The organism is Acidimicrobiales bacterium, assembly GCA_022452035.1.
Taxonomy (GTDB): Bacteria; Actinomycetota; Acidimicrobiia; order Acidimicrobiales; family MedAcidi-G1; genus UBA9410.
In genome coordinates this window covers 91,097-107,117 of the sequence record JAKURV010000003.1, presented here as the reverse complement: position 1 = coordinate 107,117, position 16,021 = coordinate 91,097, and the positions used below count along the sequence as shown (strand labels likewise).

14 protein-coding genes are annotated in these 16,021 nt (G+C 68.8%); 8 read left to right on the top strand and 6 right to left on the bottom strand.

Features of this window, described 5'->3' with window-relative positions:
* Positions 1-11: 11 nt before the first annotated feature.
* Entirely contained in the window at positions 12-2,342 is a 2,331-nt protein-coding gene (locus tag MK181_02350) for an arylsulfatase (protein MCH2418636.1), read from the bottom strand.
* Positions 2,343-2,382: 40 nt separating this feature from the next.
* Positions 2,383-3,609: an MFS transporter gene (locus tag MK181_02345; protein ID MCH2418635.1), complete on the bottom strand. Its 1,227-nt coding sequence runs from the start codon at positions 3,607-3,609 to the stop codon at positions 2,383-2,385.
* Positions 3,610-3,688: 79 nt separating this feature from the next.
* Here MK181_02345 and MK181_02340 point away from each other — a divergent pair, with 79 nt between their 5' ends.
* Both MK181_02340 and MK181_02335 read left to right on the top strand, forming a co-directional pair.
* Complete coding sequence (locus MK181_02340) at positions 3,689-4,567, top strand: PAC2 family protein (protein MCH2418634.1); 879 nt, start codon at positions 3,689-3,691, stop codon at positions 4,565-4,567.
* A gap of 27 nt (positions 4,568-4,594) precedes the next feature.
* On the top strand, positions 4,595-5,302 hold the full coding sequence (locus MK181_02335; protein ID MCH2418633.1) for a hypothetical protein: 708 nt from the start codon (positions 4,595-4,597) through the stop codon (positions 5,300-5,302).
* Between the two features lie 3 nt (positions 5,303-5,305).
* On the opposite strand, the gene MK181_02330 is transcribed toward MK181_02335, so the two are convergent.
* On the bottom strand, positions 5,306-6,502 hold the full coding sequence (locus MK181_02330) for an acetyl-CoA acetyltransferase (protein MCH2418632.1): 1,197 nt from the start codon (positions 6,500-6,502) through the stop codon (positions 5,306-5,308).
* Between the two features lie 15 nt (positions 6,503-6,517).
* On the bottom strand, positions 6,518-7,921 hold the full coding sequence (locus MK181_02325) for an OB-fold domain-containing protein (protein ID MCH2418631.1): 1,404 nt from the start codon (positions 7,919-7,921) through the stop codon (positions 6,518-6,520).
* 224 nt (positions 7,922-8,145) lie between these two features.
* Between MK181_02325 and MK181_02320 the strand changes: the two genes are divergently transcribed.
* From MK181_02320 to MK181_02295, 6 genes are all read left to right on the top strand, one after another.
* Positions 8,146-9,339, top strand: a complete 1,194-nt coding sequence (locus MK181_02320) for an acyl-CoA dehydrogenase family protein (protein MCH2418630.1) — start codon at positions 8,146-8,148, stop codon at positions 9,337-9,339.
* Between the two features lie 9 nt (positions 9,340-9,348).
* Positions 9,349-10,515, top strand: a complete 1,167-nt coding sequence (locus MK181_02315; GenBank protein ID MCH2418629.1) for a CoA transferase — start codon at positions 9,349-9,351, stop codon at positions 10,513-10,515.
* Entirely contained in the window at positions 10,512-11,078 is a 567-nt protein-coding gene (locus tag MK181_02310) for a MaoC family dehydratase N-terminal domain-containing protein (GenBank protein MCH2418628.1), read from the top strand. The genes MK181_02315 and MK181_02310 overlap by 4 nt, the downstream gene beginning before the upstream one ends.
* Positions 11,078-11,554, top strand: coding sequence for a hypothetical protein (locus MK181_02305; protein MCH2418627.1), 477 nt, complete (start codon positions 11,078-11,080; stop codon positions 11,552-11,554). The genes MK181_02310 and MK181_02305 overlap by 1 nt, the downstream gene beginning before the upstream one ends.
* 7 nt (positions 11,555-11,561) lie before the next feature.
* On the top strand, positions 11,562-12,671 hold the full coding sequence (locus MK181_02300) for an acyl-CoA/acyl-ACP dehydrogenase (GenBank protein MCH2418626.1): 1,110 nt from the start codon (positions 11,562-11,564) through the stop codon (positions 12,669-12,671).
* An 81-nt stretch (positions 12,672-12,752) separates the two neighbouring features.
* Positions 12,753-14,483, top strand: a complete 1,731-nt coding sequence (locus tag MK181_02295; GenBank protein ID MCH2418625.1) for a PEP-utilizing enzyme — start codon at positions 12,753-12,755, stop codon at positions 14,481-14,483.
* 42 nt (positions 14,484-14,525) lie between these two features.
* Here MK181_02295 and msrA read toward each other — a convergent pair whose 3' ends face one another.
* Both msrA and MK181_02285 read right to left on the bottom strand, forming a co-directional pair.
* On the bottom strand, positions 14,526-15,173 hold the full coding sequence (gene msrA / locus MK181_02290) for a peptide-methionine (S)-S-oxide reductase MsrA (GenBank protein ID MCH2418624.1): 648 nt from the start codon (positions 15,171-15,173) through the stop codon (positions 14,526-14,528).
* 23 nt (positions 15,174-15,196) lie between these two features.
* Complete coding sequence (locus MK181_02285) at positions 15,197-16,015, bottom strand: maleylpyruvate isomerase family mycothiol-dependent enzyme (protein ID MCH2418623.1); 819 nt, start codon at positions 16,013-16,015, stop codon at positions 15,197-15,199.
* Positions 16,016-16,021 lie beyond the last annotated feature (6 nt).

The following is a 16,021-nucleotide window of genomic DNA, read 5'->3' as shown; positions in this document are numbered from 1 at the left end:
TGGGTTCCCGTCTACTCGTATTTTGTTCCGGCCTCGCGCAAGACATCCAACCATCGGGGGCCGGCGTCCGGCGCCAACTCCCCTGGACGGTAGGTCACCCGGTGCAGCGTCCCCGTCCACGGGAAGGTCCCGAACCGCTCCCGGACCTCCCACGACACCGGGGAACGGCGGTCGATCCCTACGTCAATGCCCTGAAAGGGCGCCATGGCGGTCAGGGCCGGAAGGTTCCGGGCCCCACCGGTGACTGCCCCATCCACCCGGAGCTGTGCGTGGACGACAAGGTCTCCGACCGCCTCCACGGCCAGCACCACCGAGGTGGTCCCCGGGGCGACCGGTCCGCCGTCCACCTCTACTAACGAGCCGTAGCCGTTCCAGGCCAGCTGGAGCCACCCGTCCACTACGTAGAGGGCGTAGCCGCCGCCCTGGTCGCCGTGGGCCACCAGCGTTCCGTGGTCATCGACCGCCACCTCGAGCGACACTTCGACCTCGAAGGAGCGGTAGTTGACGAGTTGCAGTGACCGGTACCGCTCGGTAGTCGGGCTGCCGGGTAGGAAGTGGGCCTCGGCGGCCGTCTCGGTGCTCCACGGGGGTCGCAGCAGGTTCTTCAGGTTGTTGCCCTCATCGAGGGGAAACACCTGGTTGGCCCACGCCGCTTGCTCCCATGCCTCGATCAGCTCGGCCAGCAGATCGGGGTAGTCGGCGGCCAGGTTCTGACTCTCCGTCGGATCCTCGGCCAGGTTGTGGAGCTCCCACTCCTCCCCGCTGAACGGTGTCCGGGGCTTCCGGCAGACCACAGCCGACCAACCGTCCCGGTACATGCCGCGATGACCCATCTGCTCGTAGTACTGCTCGGGGTGAGTGCTGGCGGCGTCCGGATCGTCCAACGATTTCTGGAAGCTGGCCCCAGCGGGAGGTGGCACCGGCCGACCGTCGCGCGCGGTGGGCAGGTCAACGCCCACCATCTCCAGGACGGTGGGCAGGAGATCGGTGATGTGCTGATACTGGCGCCGGATACCCCCTGCTCCAGGGAGGCCCGAGCCTTTCGACAGGATGAACGGAACCTGGTGTCCACCCTGGTGAGTGTTGATCTTGTAGAGGCGGAACGGGGTCCCCGACACCATGGCCCACCCCGACGGGTAGTGGGGCAAGGTCTGCGGGCCACCCATCAGGTCCATTCGGGAGTGGTCCAGCTCAACGGAGTCCAGGGGATTGGGTCGGGTCTGGCCGATGAGGGTGCGAAAGTAGGCCGAGGTGCCGTTGTCCAAGCCTTCACGGCTCCCCCCGTTGTCGGAGGTGAATACCACAATGGTGTTCTCCCACTCCCCCATCTCCTCCAGACCCGTCCGGAGCCGTCCTAGATTCTGATCCACGTTGTCGACCATCCCGGCGAAGATCTCCTGGTAGCGGGCGAAGACCTCTTTCTCCGTCACCGTGAGCTCGTCCCAGGCCCGCACGGCGTAGTTCTCCTCGGTGTTCCGGGGCGGCAGAACCACGTCGTCGGCCATGATCCCCAGCTGCTTCTGGCGTTCAAAGCGGAGTCGCCGGACTTCGTCCCAGCCCGCCTCGTACCGGCCCCGGTACTTCTCAATGTCGGCCGGCTTGGCCTGCAGGGGGGCATGGACCGCTCCGTGGGCGAAGTACAGGAACCAGGGTGTCCGGGGGTGGCCGTCGCGTAGCTCGTGCACCATGCCTAGGGCCCGGTCGGTCAGGTCGTCGGTGAAGTAGTAGCCCTCGGGGTAGTCGTCGACGTCCAGTGCCCGATTGTCCTCGTAGAGGCGGTGGGGCTGGTGGAAGTTCGTAAAGCCGTCCAGGATCCCGTAGAAGCGGTCAAAGCCCTTCTGGCACGGCCACCCGGTCCGGGGGCCGGCTTCGCTGAGTTCCGAGTCTGGGCACAGGTGCCACTTTCCGACCATGAGGGTGGACCATCCGGCATCGCGGAGTACCTCTCCCATGGTGACGGCGTCGTCCCGGATGGTCGCCGCGTAGCCGGGGAAGCCGGGCTCCATATGGCATACGGTGCCCACGCCGGCCAGGTGGTGGTTCAGACCGGTCAGCAGGGAGGCCCGGGTGGGTGAGCACATCGGGTTGACGTGGAAGTTGGTGTAGCGCAGGCCGTCGGCGGCCAGTCGGTCAATGTTTGGGGTGTCCACCTCGGAGCCATAGCAGCCCACGTCGCTATAGCCAAGGTCGTCCACCAGGACGACCAGTACGTTCGGGGCGCTGTCCGGGGCGGTGGACGGGCGTGTCCAGGCCGGGGTTGAGGTCGACATGATCCGTCCAACCTCGCCGGTGAATCCCGCGTAGGCGGCTGTCGGGTCGGCCGCTGTTTCGTCGGTGGTCATCGTGCTCCTGGGTACGGCCGCCGCCGGCCACGACCTGCGGTCAGGTGGTGGCCGAACTTACCCCTCCCCTGGTGAGCCGACGGAGCCGGGACACTGGTAGCACCATGGCTGCACACACTGCAGCCATCAGGGCGAAGGCGCCGCCGAAGCCGGCAGACGTGTCGGCCACCCAGCCCATCACGAGGGGCCCTGTCACCCCTCCCACCTCGGCCACCGCGAACCACAGCCCGTAGGCCACCCCGGTGTTGGTCGGCCCCACGGGCTCCGATTCCATGAGGGCCACCAGGACGAGGGGCACCAGGGCGAACCGTACTCCGGAGGCAACCACCGGTATCGGGTCCAGCGCTGTGGGCAGCGCCACCACGGCCAGGACCCCCACGGCCACCATGGCCAGCAGTACGACCATGGCTGAGGGCAGGCGCCGGCGGTCCGTCCGTTGCGGCACGACCAGCGAGGTAACCACCCCGATCAGGCCACTCAGGGCAACCCAGTTTGCGGCCGCCATGGGCGAGAAGCCGCTGTGTTCCCGCAGGGCTTCGGGCATCCAACCCCCCAGGCCGTGGCCGATGAAGAACACGCCGAGTCCTAGCACGAGCACGATGCGGACCTCAGGGCTGGCCAGCAAAGCACGCCGATCGCCAGAGCCGGCGGCCGGTGACCCGAGGCTGACCGGGGGCTCTGGGCCACGGCCCGAGACGACCAGCCAAACGCCCAGGGCCAGAACGATGAGGCTCGTCTCCACCACGATGGTCGTACGCCATGACCCGGTGAGGGGCATGAGTACCGAGTTGGAGAGGACCAGGGTGGCCATGCCCCCGACGGCCGGCATGGTGCTGTACACCCCGATGGCCAAGCGCCGCTCGCGCTTGTCGGCGAACCACAGGCCAACGGCCTTCGGGGCGCCGGCCGAGATGAGGGGACCGCCGACGCCGAACAGAGCGATTGCCAACCAGAGCGATCCCAGCCCTCCGGCTGACGCCCGCAGGAACCCGCTGGCCGCCACCACAAGGGACCCCAGCACGATGCCCCGGCGCACGCCGAGGCGGTCCAGTAGCCGTCCGCCTGCCGGGGCGCTCACGATGTAGACGAGCTGCCACGCCCCGAGAGCCAACCCCATGGCGCTGCGGCTGAGGCCCAGGTCGGCCCGGACCTCCCCGACCAGCGGGGGGACCGACATGGCCACCACCCCGAAGGCGAAGTAGACGCCGCATACCCCGCTGAACAGCACCCACCGGTAGGGAGGGTGGAGGTCCTGAGCTGGTGTCACCGTCGGATGCTCGCACGGTCCGTCGGAGGGGGCCCGACCGGGTCCCCGGTTCCGGGGCCCCATCTGCGAACCTGTCGCCGTGGACGAGCTCCGGTGGACCGCTGACGACCTGCTGGCTTCCCGGTTGGACCGGCCCATCCTGGTCGTGGCCTTCCGCGGCCTCTTCGACGCCGCCGGCTCGGCCACCTCGGCCGTCGAGTGGCTGGTCGAGCGTCTGGACAGTTCAGAAATCGGCGAGGTCGACCCGGAGACGTTCTTCGACTTCACCCAGGAGCGACCTATCGTGGAGTTCGACGGTCACGGAGTTCGACGGGTCCGGTGGGCCGCCAACCGGGTTCTAGCCGTCCGGACCCCGGAGGGCCAACGAGACCTGGTGCTGGTGGCCGGCGTGGAGCCGCACCTTCGGTGGCGAACATTCACCGAAGCCCTGCGGGAGGCAGCCGCCCGGACAGAGAGCCAGATGGTGGTGACCCTCGGGTCGATGAGCGGCATGTCGCCCCACTCCCGACCCCCGGCGGTCACCGGGAGTTCCACCAATCGAGATCTGGCCGAGCGCCTCGGCCTGGACAACCCCTCCTACCAGGGCCCAACCGGTGTGGTGGGGGTGCTGCTCGACACCATGGACCGGGCCGGGGTCCCGGCCATTTCCCTCCGAGTCTCGGTGCCTTACTACCTACCGGACTCCCCCAACCCGAAGGCCACCCGGGCCCTCCTGCGACGGTTCGAACAGGTGACTGGGGTGGACACAGCCCACGCCGCCCTGGACGGGCCGGCCGCCGAGTGGCAGTTGCGGGTCGACCAGGCGGTAGCCGGCGATGAGGAGGTAACCGAGCACGTCCGTCGGCTGGAGTCCCAGGTGGACCGATCCGAGGACCTGATGCCACGGGGCGACGATCTGGCCGCTGAGCTAGAGGCCTTCCTCCGGGACCAGGACCAACGCCACTCCGACGAGGACTGAGCCGGTCCGGCGGGCCAGACTCCGCCCATGGACTTCGACGTGCTGCTCACCACCGTGAAACGAGAAGGGAGTGCCCTGCTGGCCGCCGTGGGCCGGGACCCGGATGCCCGCGTTGAGCACTGCCCTGACTGGGACAATGCCGCCCTGGCCGAACATCTCCGGACGGTCTGGACCTTTATGGCCACTCAGGTGTCGGCCGCCCGGCCCGAGAAGGCGAGCCGGCCCGATGCCGACGACGGGTCCACGGCCGCTGAGCGGCTCGACGCCCTGGTCCTCCTCCTCTCGGGGACCGACCCCGGTGCTCCGTGCTGGAACTGGTGTCCCGAGGACGGCCGAACCGTGTCGTGGATGGTGCGGCGCATGGCCCACGAGAACTCGATGCACCGGTGGGACGCGGAGAACGCCGTCGGCGAGGCCGCGCCGTTCGATGGGGACCTGGCGCGCGACGCTGTGGACGAGATTCTCGATGTCGCCTGGCAGTACGGGATGAGGGGCCCAATCAGTGGATACCCCACGTCGACCCTCCACCTGCACCGGACCGATGGTGAGGGTGAGTGGATGCTCTCGTCAGTCGACGACCATCTGGTCGTGGGCCACGAGCACGCGAAGGGGGATGCTGCGGTGCAGGGCACCGCGTCGGATCTGGCGCTGCTGGTGTGGGGACGCCGCCGACCGACCGTCGAGGTGTTCGGTGACGAGGCGGTTCTCGACGCCTGGCTGGCTCTGACGCCCTGACCGCTAATCCTTCTCGGTGCCGACGATGCCCACGAAGGACACCATTTCGCCTGGGTAGCCCCCGAGGTTGTGCACGAGGGCGCGGCTGCGGTCGGCCAACGTGCCGATCCTCCGCTCCTCGGGTGCCCGCCCCCGGAGTTGCAGCCACGCCTCATAGTGCATGCGCAGGCCACTGGCTCCCACCGGGTGGCCGAAGCTCTTCAGCCCGCCGTCCGGGTTCACTGGTAGGTCGCCGTCCAAGGCGAACGTCCCGTCCAGGACCTCGCGCCATGCGGTACCTCGGTCGCAGAACCCGAGATCTTCCATGAGGACAAGCTCGGTGGGCGTGAAGCAGTCGTGGACCTCGGCCATGGCCAGCTCGGCACGGGGGTCGGTGATCCCGGCCTGGGCATAGGCGTCGGCAGCCGACGCCGCACACTCGGGCAGCGTGGTGAAGTCGAACGACGGGTCGACCAGGCCGGAACCGTTGCCGGCCACCAGCGACAGGGCCTTCACATACAGCGGGTCGTCGCAGAGGTCGGCGGCCTGCTCGGCGGAAACCACGATGGCCGCTGCCGCCCCGTCGGCCACTCCGGCGCAGTCGAAGACCGAGAGGCGGCCGGCCACGGCGGCCATGTCGCAAATGACCTCGGCCGAGGTCTCCTGGCGGAACTGAGCCAGTTCGTTGCGCGCCCCGTTGTAGTGGTTTTTCTCGGCGATCCGCGCCACCACGTGGCGCAGATCGTCCTCGTCGATCCCGTAACGCTCGGCATAGGCGGGCAGGATGAGGCTGAACATGGCCGCCGCGGTGAGCGTGCGGTTGGTCCCGTCGGTGGGGATCGGGAAGGCGTTGAGGCCCTGGTAGCCGCCGTCCTTGACCTTCTCGGCACCGATGGCCACCGCCACGTCGTAGGCCCCGGAGGCCACCGCGTAGCAGGCCTGGCGCAGCGCCTCCGAGCCGGTGGCGCAGTAGTTCTCGACCCGGGTCACGGGGCGGTTGTCCAGTCGGAGCGGGGTGGCCAGCGAGATGCCCGACGCCGAGGACTGCGAGGTTCCGTACCAGTAGGCGTCAATGTCGTCCTTGGTCATGCCCGCCGAGGCCAAAGCCAGGCCGTGGGCTTCGATCAGCAGGTCGTCCAGGGAGCGGTCCCAGTGTTCGCGAAACGGCGTACAGCCCATACCTATGATCGCTACCCGATCGCGGATTCCGTGTGAGGCCATGTCGTCGCTCCCCGCTCAGCCCCGGAGGGGCCGGCCTTTCCAGAAGTAGTTGTGCAGGCCGTCGGCCGTGAACAGCCGGCGGAACACCATCTCCACCCGGGTGCCGATCTCTACCTCCGACGGGTCCACGTCGGTCAGCTCGACGGGCATCCTCCCGCCCCCGTCGAAGTCAACTACGGCGAACACCACCGGCGGGCTGGGCGAGTAGGCCAGGCGGTCGACGGTGAAGGTGGCCACGGTGCCCTCGGCGTCGGCCATGGGCGCTGGTTCCATATCGTCGACTTCGCCGCTGGAGATCCCTACCCGCGACGGCGGGAGGTGGGTGATGCCGGTGGACCGGTCGGTGGAGCCCACGAAGCCGTGCTTCCAGTCGCTTCGCCGGGCGGCGGCCGACGACGACGGGCGGTTGGGCTCCGGTCGGTTGGGCGGCTGGACCTCCAGGAGGCCCCGCCAGGCCAGGTACAAGGCGTAGGACACGTCGGCCCGGTCCTCAACTTGGTCGGCTACCGACCGGGTCGGCCGTCCAGCGGCCAGGGCGTCGGTAGCCCGGAAGAACAGGACCTCGCAGCCGTCGGCCAACACAACGAGAGCCACTACGTCGCCCGGCGTCGCACCGTCGAGGACGTCGGCCAGCAGGAGCGTCGGATGGGCGGCACCGGCATTCCCGACCGTGTCGGTCCGGTCTTCGGCGACGGCCACACCTAGGGCGGCGGCCGCCTTCTTGGTGGCCCGACTGTGCAAGCCGGCTACCGCGGCGACTGTCACGTCAGCAGCCGTCAGGTTCGTGGCCTCCAGGGCATCAGTCCAGGCCCGGTGGGCCAGGGGCAGGTAGGCCTGCTCGCCGAACCGGGCCTCCCAGGTCCGGGAGTGGGCCTCGCCGGGGGTCCGCCATCGGTCGGTGAATTCGGCCGTGGCCGTGGCTCCTCCCAGATACTCGGCCAGCAGCGGGCCGTCCTCGTCGGACCCGACCAGTATGGCTGTCGCGGCGTCGCCGCCGCCCCCGTCCTCGGGACCGGTAGGCAGGCCGACCCGGAGGTCGGAGGCCACCACCAGAGTCCGGTCGCCAGAGGCCAGGGCGGTGCGAAGGGCTCCGACCGCCGATCGGGGCGCTCCGCCGAAGTCCAGGGCCGGGACCGAGGCGTCCAGGCGTAGGGCGGCGTGGACGACTGTGGCGTTGGTCTTGTCCAAATAGGCGGGGGCGACCGTCGAAAACCAGAGGGCCCGGGGAGTGGGGGTACCGCCGGCCAGGGCTTGGCGGGCCGCCTCCACGCCCATGGTGGTGGTGTCCTCGTCGAACGAGGCGACGGCGCGGTACCCACGACCACCACCGGCGCCCATCACCTCGGCGATGGCCGAACGGGCGAGACGCCGGTAGGGCACGTGGGCGCCGTAGGCGAGGATCCCCCGTGTGCCGTTCATGCTCTCCTCCCGTCCGGTGGCTTCCCTGCGGGCGGTGTCGCCACCGGCCCGCACAAATCTGACGAACCGTCAGATTCTAGGGGGGTGGAGGGTGGAACCGCGAGTTCCGGTCCGGAGGCCTGTCATTCCAGGGCAGACCGCTTGGATAGGGCGCACCTCCGGGGTTCCGGTACGGTAGGGATCTGACACACCGTCAGATCTCACGACCCACCGCACGGCGACCTATGAACTTCGACTTCTCCCCCGAACAGGAGGCCTTCCGGGCCGAGGTCGAGGCGTTCCTGGACGCCAACGACGACCCTGAGGTGTTCGACCCCACCCGGGAGAACATGGCCCAAATCGTCGACACTCCCAAGCGTCGGGCCCTTATGAAGAAGTTGGGCGAACAGGGTTGGCTGGGTATCACCTGGCCCCGGGAGTACGGCGGCCAGGAGGGCGATGGTGTCTACGAGTACATCCTCAACGAGGCCCTGGCGGCCCGGGGTGGCCCCCAAATCGGCAAGGGCGTCGGCATCATCGGCAAGACCCTGATCGCCCACGGTTCGGAGTTCCTCAAGGAGGAGTTCCTCCCAAAGATCCTGGCCAACGAGGTGGAGTTCGCCGTCGGCTACAGCGAGCCGGAGGCCGGATCCGATGCCGCTGCCATGAAGCTCAAGGCCACTGAGACCGAGGGCGGCTGGATTCTGAACGGCCAGAAGACCTGGACCACCTCGGCCCACTTCGCCGAGTGGTACTGGGTGGGCGCCCGCACCGACCCGGACGCCCCGAAGCATTTCGGCATCACTCTCTTCCTGGTCCCAATGGATCACCCCGGGATCACCGTGCAGGGCATCTGGACTATGGGCGACGAGCGCACCAACGACGTGTTCTTCGACGACGTGTTCGTCCCCGAGGAGTACGTGGTTGGCCAGCTCAACCACGGCTTCCAGTACATCTCCCAGGCCCTCGACCTGGAGCGCTTCACAATGTTCACCTTCTCGCCAGTGAAGCAGCGCCTGGACCTACTACTCGACCACGTTCGCACTGCCACCCGGGACGGCCAACCGCTCAGGGAGGACCCGAGGGTGCGGTCCCGGATCGCCCGCCTAGCCACCACGGCGGCTGTCGCCCACGGCATGGGCCTCAGGGTGGTGGACGCCTCCATGAAGGCCGAAGCCGGCGGTGGGGCCCCACCCACCATCGAGGCTTCGGAGTACAAACTGTTCACCACTGAGTTCTCCAAGGTGCTGGCCGACGCCTCCATGGACTTGGGAGGACCTGGGACCCAGCTACGGGTAGGCACCGTCGAGGCCCCCATGGTCGGGCGGGCCGAGTCCACCTACCGCTACACCGTGCTGGACACCATCGGAGGGGGCACCTCGGAGGTCCAGAAGAACATCATCTCCCGGCGTGGCCTCGGCCTCCCGAAGAACTTCTAGGTCCGGACCGTGGTCGACCGCCCCCTTCTCGACGGTGTGACCGTCCTGGACCTCGCCTCGGTAGGACCCGCTGTACGGGCCTCGCGGTGGCTGGCCGACTGGGGAGCTGACGTGGTCAAGGTGGGGCCCGTCCCTCGGGACGCCGGGGTGCAGATAGTTCCGCCCCCCTACGCCTACAGCGCCCATCGGGGCATGCGCCGGGTGCTCCTCGATCTCAAGTCGGACGGCGGTCGGGAGGCCTTCCTGCGCCTGGCCACCACGGCTGACGTGGTCATCGAGAGCTTCCGGCCTGGGGTGGTAGACCGGCTGGGCATCGGCCACGAGGCCGTCAGAGCCCGGAATCCGGGGATCGTCTACTGCTCCACCACCGGCTATGGCCAGAGCGGCCCCCGCGCCGGCTGGGCCGGCCATGACCTGAACTACCTGGCCGTCGGCGGCTACCTCCACTGCTCAGGACGCGACTGCGACGGCGGACCGGCCCTACCTGGAGCCACGGTGGCCGACAGCGCCGGGGGTGGCCTCCAGGCGGTGGCCGCCATCTGCGCTGCCCTGGCTGCCCGAGCCGTGACCGGAGAGGGCACTCGCCTGGACGTCTCGATCGCCGACGGCGTCCTGTCTCTTATGTCTCTGGCCGTCGACGAGTACCTGGCCGAAGGAACCCGGCCCGGCCCCCGCCACGGCCTGCTGACCGGGCGGTACGCCTGGTACGACGTCTACCGGGCGGCCGACGACGGGTGGCTGGCCGTGGGCGCCATCGAGCCCCACTTCTTCGCCAACCTCTGCCGAGCCCTGGGCTGCGACCGGTGGATTGACCACCAGTACGACGACGACGCAATCGACGCCATGCGGTCCGACTTCGCCGCCGCCTTCGCCCGACGCAGCCGAGACGAGTGGGTGGCTGACCTAGGACCGGCCGACACCTGCGTGTCAGCTGTCCACGACATCACCGAGGTGGTCGACGACGAGCAGTTCCGGGCCCGGGGCCTATTCACCGAGGTCGTTCATCCGACGGCTGGCCCGATTCCCCAGGTAGCCGCCCCCCTGGCCGGTCAGGTTGACGCCACCACCCTGGCCATCCACGACCAGGCCGTCCCGTGCACCGAGGAGGTCCTGGGTGCCGTCGGCTTCTCCGATGACGAGCTGTCGGTCCTGCGGGCCGATGGGGTGATCGCGTGACCGCCCCGATCCCCGATGCCCTGGCCCCCGTCCCTGAAGAGGTAGAGGCCCGGATCGGCGTCGTGCAGTACGAGGAGGAGGGTGGCTTTCCCGTCGAGCACGGCTACGTCTGGACCACATGTGCTTCGGTCCAGAACGGAAACCCGCTGTTCTGGGACGAGGACATGGCCACCGACCTCACCGGCGGTCCTATCGCCCCGCCGACCATGCTCTCGGTCTGGTTCCGTCCCCACCACTGGTCCCCGGGGCGATCCGAGCCGGCGGTGCCGCTCCAGGCCCACTTCGACCTCAAGGAGAATCTGGACCTCCCCGAGGCCATCATCTCCTCGAATACCAACACCTTCCACGAGCCGGTCCGCATCGGCGATCGGGTGCGGTCCCGGCAGATCCTTCGGTCGGTTAGCGAGCCAAAGACCACACGGCTAGGGCACGGCCGGTTCTGGACCATCGACGTCGAGTACCTCAACCAGGACGATGCTCTCCTGGGTGTGGAGTCCTACACGGCCTTCGGCTATCGACGGCCCGAGGAGGCAGGGCCCACCGATACGGAGGAGGACTGCTGATGGCCACCCGACTCCTCCTCGGTGACGTGACGGCCGGCGACCGGCTCCCCGACCTGGGCCACGACGTCACGGCCACCACAGTGGTACTCGGTGCCCTGGCATCGAGGGACTGGCGCCCCATGCATCACGACCGCGACTTCGCCGTGCACCGGAACGGCACCCCGGACATCTTCCTCAACACCCCGAACCAGGCGGCGTGGTTCGAGCGTTACGTCACCGACTGGACGGGGCCCACCGGCCGGCTAGGTCGCATGACCTTCCGCATGAATACCCCGGTGTTCCCCGGAGACCACATGGCCTTCTCGGCCACCGTCACCGGAACGGCGGTCGACGACGCCGGCTGCGGCTGGGTCGACCTGGACGTGTCTCTGCGGGTAGGTGAGGTGGTGGCCACCACGTGCGTCGCCCGGGTGTCCCTCCCTCGGGACGCCGATGACAACCCCTGGTCGCGCCGCGGCGACGACTGGCGCCCCTAGGAATCCGATGGATCTGGCCTTCACCGACGAACAGGACATGCTGCGCGACGCGGTCCGCGGCCTCTGCGCCGACGCTGCCGACACCGTGCGGTCCCTGGAAGACGACCCGAAGGGCTACGACGACGGATTCTGGAACCAGCTGGCCACCATGGGCCTGACCGGTCTGATGCTCACCGAGCAACACGGGGGCTCGGCCATGGGCCTCCTGGACGCCGTTGTCGTCTACGAGGAGTTCGGACGCAGCCTGGTGCCATCGCCCCACCTGGCGTCATCCGTGGTGGCGGCCGGGATTCTGGCCGGTGCCGGTTCGCCCGACCAGCAGGCTGAGTGGCTGCCCCTCCTGGCTGCCGGCGAAGCCATCCTCGTCCCGGCGTGGTTGGAGCCCGACAACGGGTCCGGACCGACCGGAGTGCAACTGGAGGCCCGTCCCGACGGCGACACCACGGTCCTGACCGGCACCAAGCGCCACGTGCCCTTCGCCTCGTCCGCCGACCGCCTGGTTGTGGTGGCCCGCACCGGAGATGACGTCGACCTCTACTTGGTGGACCCGGCCGCCGACGGAGTGTCGCTGACCCTGCAACAGACGGTGGCCGGCGACACCCAGTACCGGGTCGACCTGGACGGCGTGCGTATCCCGACCACCAACCGGATCGGCGACTCCGGAACCGGCTGGGACACCTGGCACACCGTGATGCTCGACACCATGGTCCTGGTGGCCGCTCTGGCAATCGGGGCTGCCCAGGCCACCCACGCCCTAACCACCGACTACGCCCGCGAACGACACCAGTTCGACAAGCCGATCGGCTCCTTCCAGTCGATCAGCCACTACCTGTCCGATGGGATCACGGCCATCGAGGGAGGTCGGGTGCTCGTGCACCAGGCGGCGTGGGCTCGGGACCAGGGGCGGGACGTCACCACGCTGGCCCCTATGGCCAAGCTGTTCGCCACCCAGACCTGCCGGGACGTGACCGGCGTGGCTATCCAGGTCCACGGCGGGATGGGCTTCACCGTGGAGTGCGACGCCCAGCTCTATTTCCGACGGGCCAAGTCATGGCAGCTCAACTGGGTCGGACCCGAACGGCTTGAAGAACTGATCGCTGCCGGAATCCTGGACTGATCCCCGGCTAACACCTGCCGGACCGACCCGCCTAGCCTCGCCGGGCGGGTCTCTGGTGGGGCCAGCAATCGGGGGGACACCATGGGTACGTCGTGGATTATCGAAGGGACGGTCGACCCGCGTTGGCCGATCAACACCCGGGGCAATGTGGGGGAGGTCTTCCCCGAGGTGCTCACCCCCCTGTCCTACCGGTTGGGTGTCATCGCCGCCGAGAAGGCGTGGCGCGACGCCTACGTCGAACTCGGCGTGACCCGGGCGAGCGACTTCTCGGGCGACGATCCGGTGATTATCGGGTTGTACGGCGGCTACGCCTACCTCAACCTCTCCTACCTCAGGATCCTGGGCGTGCGCGCCCCCGGCTCCTCAGCCGAAGCGATCGACATCGCGTTCTTCGGCGAGGGCGACCCTCCGCCCTACGAACCCCGTAAGGGCGACCGCAGCCTGCTGTCGTCCCTGCGAATCCTGCGGTCGGTCCTCGGTGCCCTGAACACCCGATCTATGCCGCCCATGGTGTCCGACAGCTTCGCCAGGGCCGAGGCCCACCGTGCCCGATGCCCGTCACTGGACGCTCCGGATGCGGAGTTGATGGCCCACCTCCATGCCTTCCCTAAGGCTTTCGGACCGGCCTTCCACAACCACATGCTCTCGTCGGGCCTGGCTTCGATCGTGACCGGGATGCTGGCCGACGCATGCGTGGCAGCCGGCGAGCCCGGGCTCGTCACCCACTTGGTCGGGTCGGCCGGGGACGTGAGGTCAGCCGAATACTCCCGGGACCTCTACTCCATTGCCCGAGCGGTGCAGGGCCAGCCGGCCTTGGGTGCCGCGTTCAACCTCGGCGTGGACGGCCTTTTGGACAGAATCGCCAGCGACCGGGCGGCAGCCGACTTCCGGGAACGGTTCGCGGCATTCACGGCCACCCACGGTCACCGCGGACCCAACGACTGGGAGCTCTCGTCGCGGAACTGGGAGAACACCCCCGAACTGGCTCTGGTGGCCATCGACCGGATGCGCCTCGCCGACCACGATCTGGACCCGGCGACTCGCCTGGCCGGCGACGACGCCCGACGGGCTGCGGCCGTCGACGTGGTACGCCCCCACGTCAAGGGGCTCGACCGACGGAACTTCGACAAGGCGCTGCTTGCCGCCCCCTGGTGGGCTCAGGCCCGCGAAGCCACCCGCGACCGGGCCATCCGCCTCGGGGCACCCACCAAGCGCGTCTACCGGGAGCTGGTGCGGCGGGCCGCCGAGCGGGGTGGGGATCCCGACCCCACCCGGGTCGCCCTACTGGATCCGATCGATGAGCTGCCCTCCTATCTCGCTGATCCAGCCTCCTTTGCCGGTGTCCTGGCCGAACGCGGGGCCCTGTATGACCGCTACACGACGGTGGAGCCTCGTTTCTTCATCACCGGGCAGCACGAGGTCCCGACCATCGAGGCGTTGGAGGCCGACTACGCATCGCGGCCCCGGAGCGAGCCGGCACAGCCAGGAGAAGTGCTGACCGGGGCGTCGGGATGTCAGGGCGTGGCCCGGGGACGGGCCCGGGTGGTGATGGACCCGGCCGACGCCGTCGACCTGGAACCCGGCGAGGTGCTTGTGGCCCCCATCACCGATCCGGCGTGGACGCCGCTGTTCCTGCCCTCGGCCGCAGTGGTGGTCGACGTGGGGGCGCTGATGAGCCACGCGGTGATCGTGTCGCGTGAGCTCGGTATCCCGTGCGTGGTCTCCGTGGAGAATGCCACGGAACGGATCCCAGACGGTGCCCTAGTCGAGGTTGACGGAACGACCGGAACGGTCACTGTCCTGGAACACTGAGTAGTCGGGTGCCGAAGAGTCGGGACCGGTGACCCGAGCCGCTCAGTTGGGGACGCCGACCGGGCAAGACACGCCGGTCCCCCCGATGCCGCAGTACCCCAAAGGGTTCTTGGCCAGGTACTGCTGGTGGTAGTCCTCGGCGTAGAAGAACTCGGAATGGATCAGGACCTCGGTGGTGACCTCGCCGAAGCCAGCGGCGGTCAGCCGGGCGGCGTAGGTCTCCCGGGTGGACTGGGCGACAGCCCGTTGGGCGTCGTCAGCCACGTAGATCCCTGATCGGTACTGGGTGCCCACGTCGTTGCCCTGGCGCATGCCTTGGGTGGGGTCGTGGTTCTCCCAGAACACCCGCAGGACGTCGATCAGCGACAGCACGTCGGTTTCATAGGCCACCAGGACCACCTCGTTGTGCCCGGTCATCCCGGAGCACACCTCCTGGTAGGTGGCGTTCGGGGTGTAGCCCCCGGCGTAACCCACGGCAGTGGTCCACACGCCGGGGGTCTCCCAGAACTTCCGCTCGGCACCCCAGAAGCAGCCCATGCCGAGGACCACGGTGTCCACGCCGTCTGGGAACGGCGGCACCATCGACCGGCCGTTGACGTGGTGGGCCGCCGGCACGGCCACGGCCTGGTCCCGCCCCGGGAGGGCGTCAGCGGGATCGGGGACGGTCAGCAGCCGGTGTCCGAAGGCCATGGTCAAATGCTACGGCTACCGGGTCAGATGGTGAAGGCCAGGCGCTCGGCTAACTGGCGGGCCAGGACGAGGTCGCCGCCGAGGGCCACCCGCCCGTCCTCGATGAGGGGCACCGGATCCACTCGGCCCCCGGTCAAGGCCAGCCAGTCGTTGGACGATAGGGCAAGGGTCGCCGTGGGCTCGCCGTCCAGTTCCTCGACCACCCGGGCCCGACCGTCGACGGCCACCCGGATGGTGGCGGCCACCGGACCGGTCAGGGTGACCTCCACCCGGCTCCCGTCGGGCGCTCCGGCCTTCTTGCCGATCACGAAGCCGGCGGCCGTGGTGACCTCGGCCACTGACATCTCGGCCGGTCGTCCCCCTGCACAGGACGGGTGGCCGAGCGGGGCCCGGCAGTCCTCAAGGTGCAGCCACGAGTCGTAAATCCGAACGTGCATGAAGCGCAGGTACGGCACCTCACCCACCGGCGACCAGCCAACCTTCAGGATCTCGTCGTCGGACATGGCGTGCAGTTGTCCGAGGCGCTCGGCCGACACGGTCTGGAACTTGGCTAGGACCTCCGGCCCCGACAATGGACGCATCGACTCCACCCACCGCTCGTTGCCTTCGGCCACCGGGTTCTTCAGGTGCTCGGTTGGGTACTCGACGTCTGGCGCCTGGTAGCCCTGGAGCATGCGCTCGGTGCCGATGAGGTGGGCCAGGTTGTCCTGGACAGTCCACCCCGGGCAGCGGCTCGGCGTGGCCCAGTCGTCCCCGGACAGGCCGTCCGCCCAGCCCGACCAGGTGGACCAGATCTCCTCCAGCCCTCCCAGGATCTGTCCTCGGTCCAGGTCGATCTCCACCGTCGC

Coding starts and splice junctions, on each gene's coding strand:
- MK181_02330 (MCH2418632.1), bottom strand. CDS start 6,502: ATGGCCTCACACGGAATCCGCGATCGGGTAGCGATCATAGGTATGGGC.
- MK181_02335 (MCH2418633.1), top strand. CDS start 4,595: ATGGACTTCGACGTGCTGCTCACCACCGTGAAACGAGAAGGGAGTGCC.
- MK181_02320 (MCH2418630.1), top strand. CDS start 8,146: ATGAACTTCGACTTCTCCCCCGAACAGGAGGCCTTCCGGGCCGAGGTC.
- MK181_02350 (MCH2418636.1), bottom strand. CDS start 2,342: ATGACCACCGACGAAACAGCGGCCGACCCGACAGCCGCCTACGCGGGA.
- MK181_02325 (MCH2418631.1), bottom strand. CDS start 7,921: ATGAACGGCACACGGGGGATCCTCGCCTACGGCGCCCACGTGCCCTAC.
- MK181_02295 (MCH2418625.1), top strand. CDS start 12,753: ATGGGTACGTCGTGGATTATCGAAGGGACGGTCGACCCGCGTTGGCCG.
- MK181_02305 (MCH2418627.1), top strand. CDS start 11,078: ATGGCCACCCGACTCCTCCTCGGTGACGTGACGGCCGGCGACCGGCTC.
- msrA (MCH2418624.1), bottom strand. CDS start 15,173: ATGGCCTTCGGACACCGGCTGCTGACCGTCCCCGATCCCGCTGACGCC.
- MK181_02300 (MCH2418626.1), top strand. CDS start 11,562: ATGGATCTGGCCTTCACCGACGAACAGGACATGCTGCGCGACGCGGTC.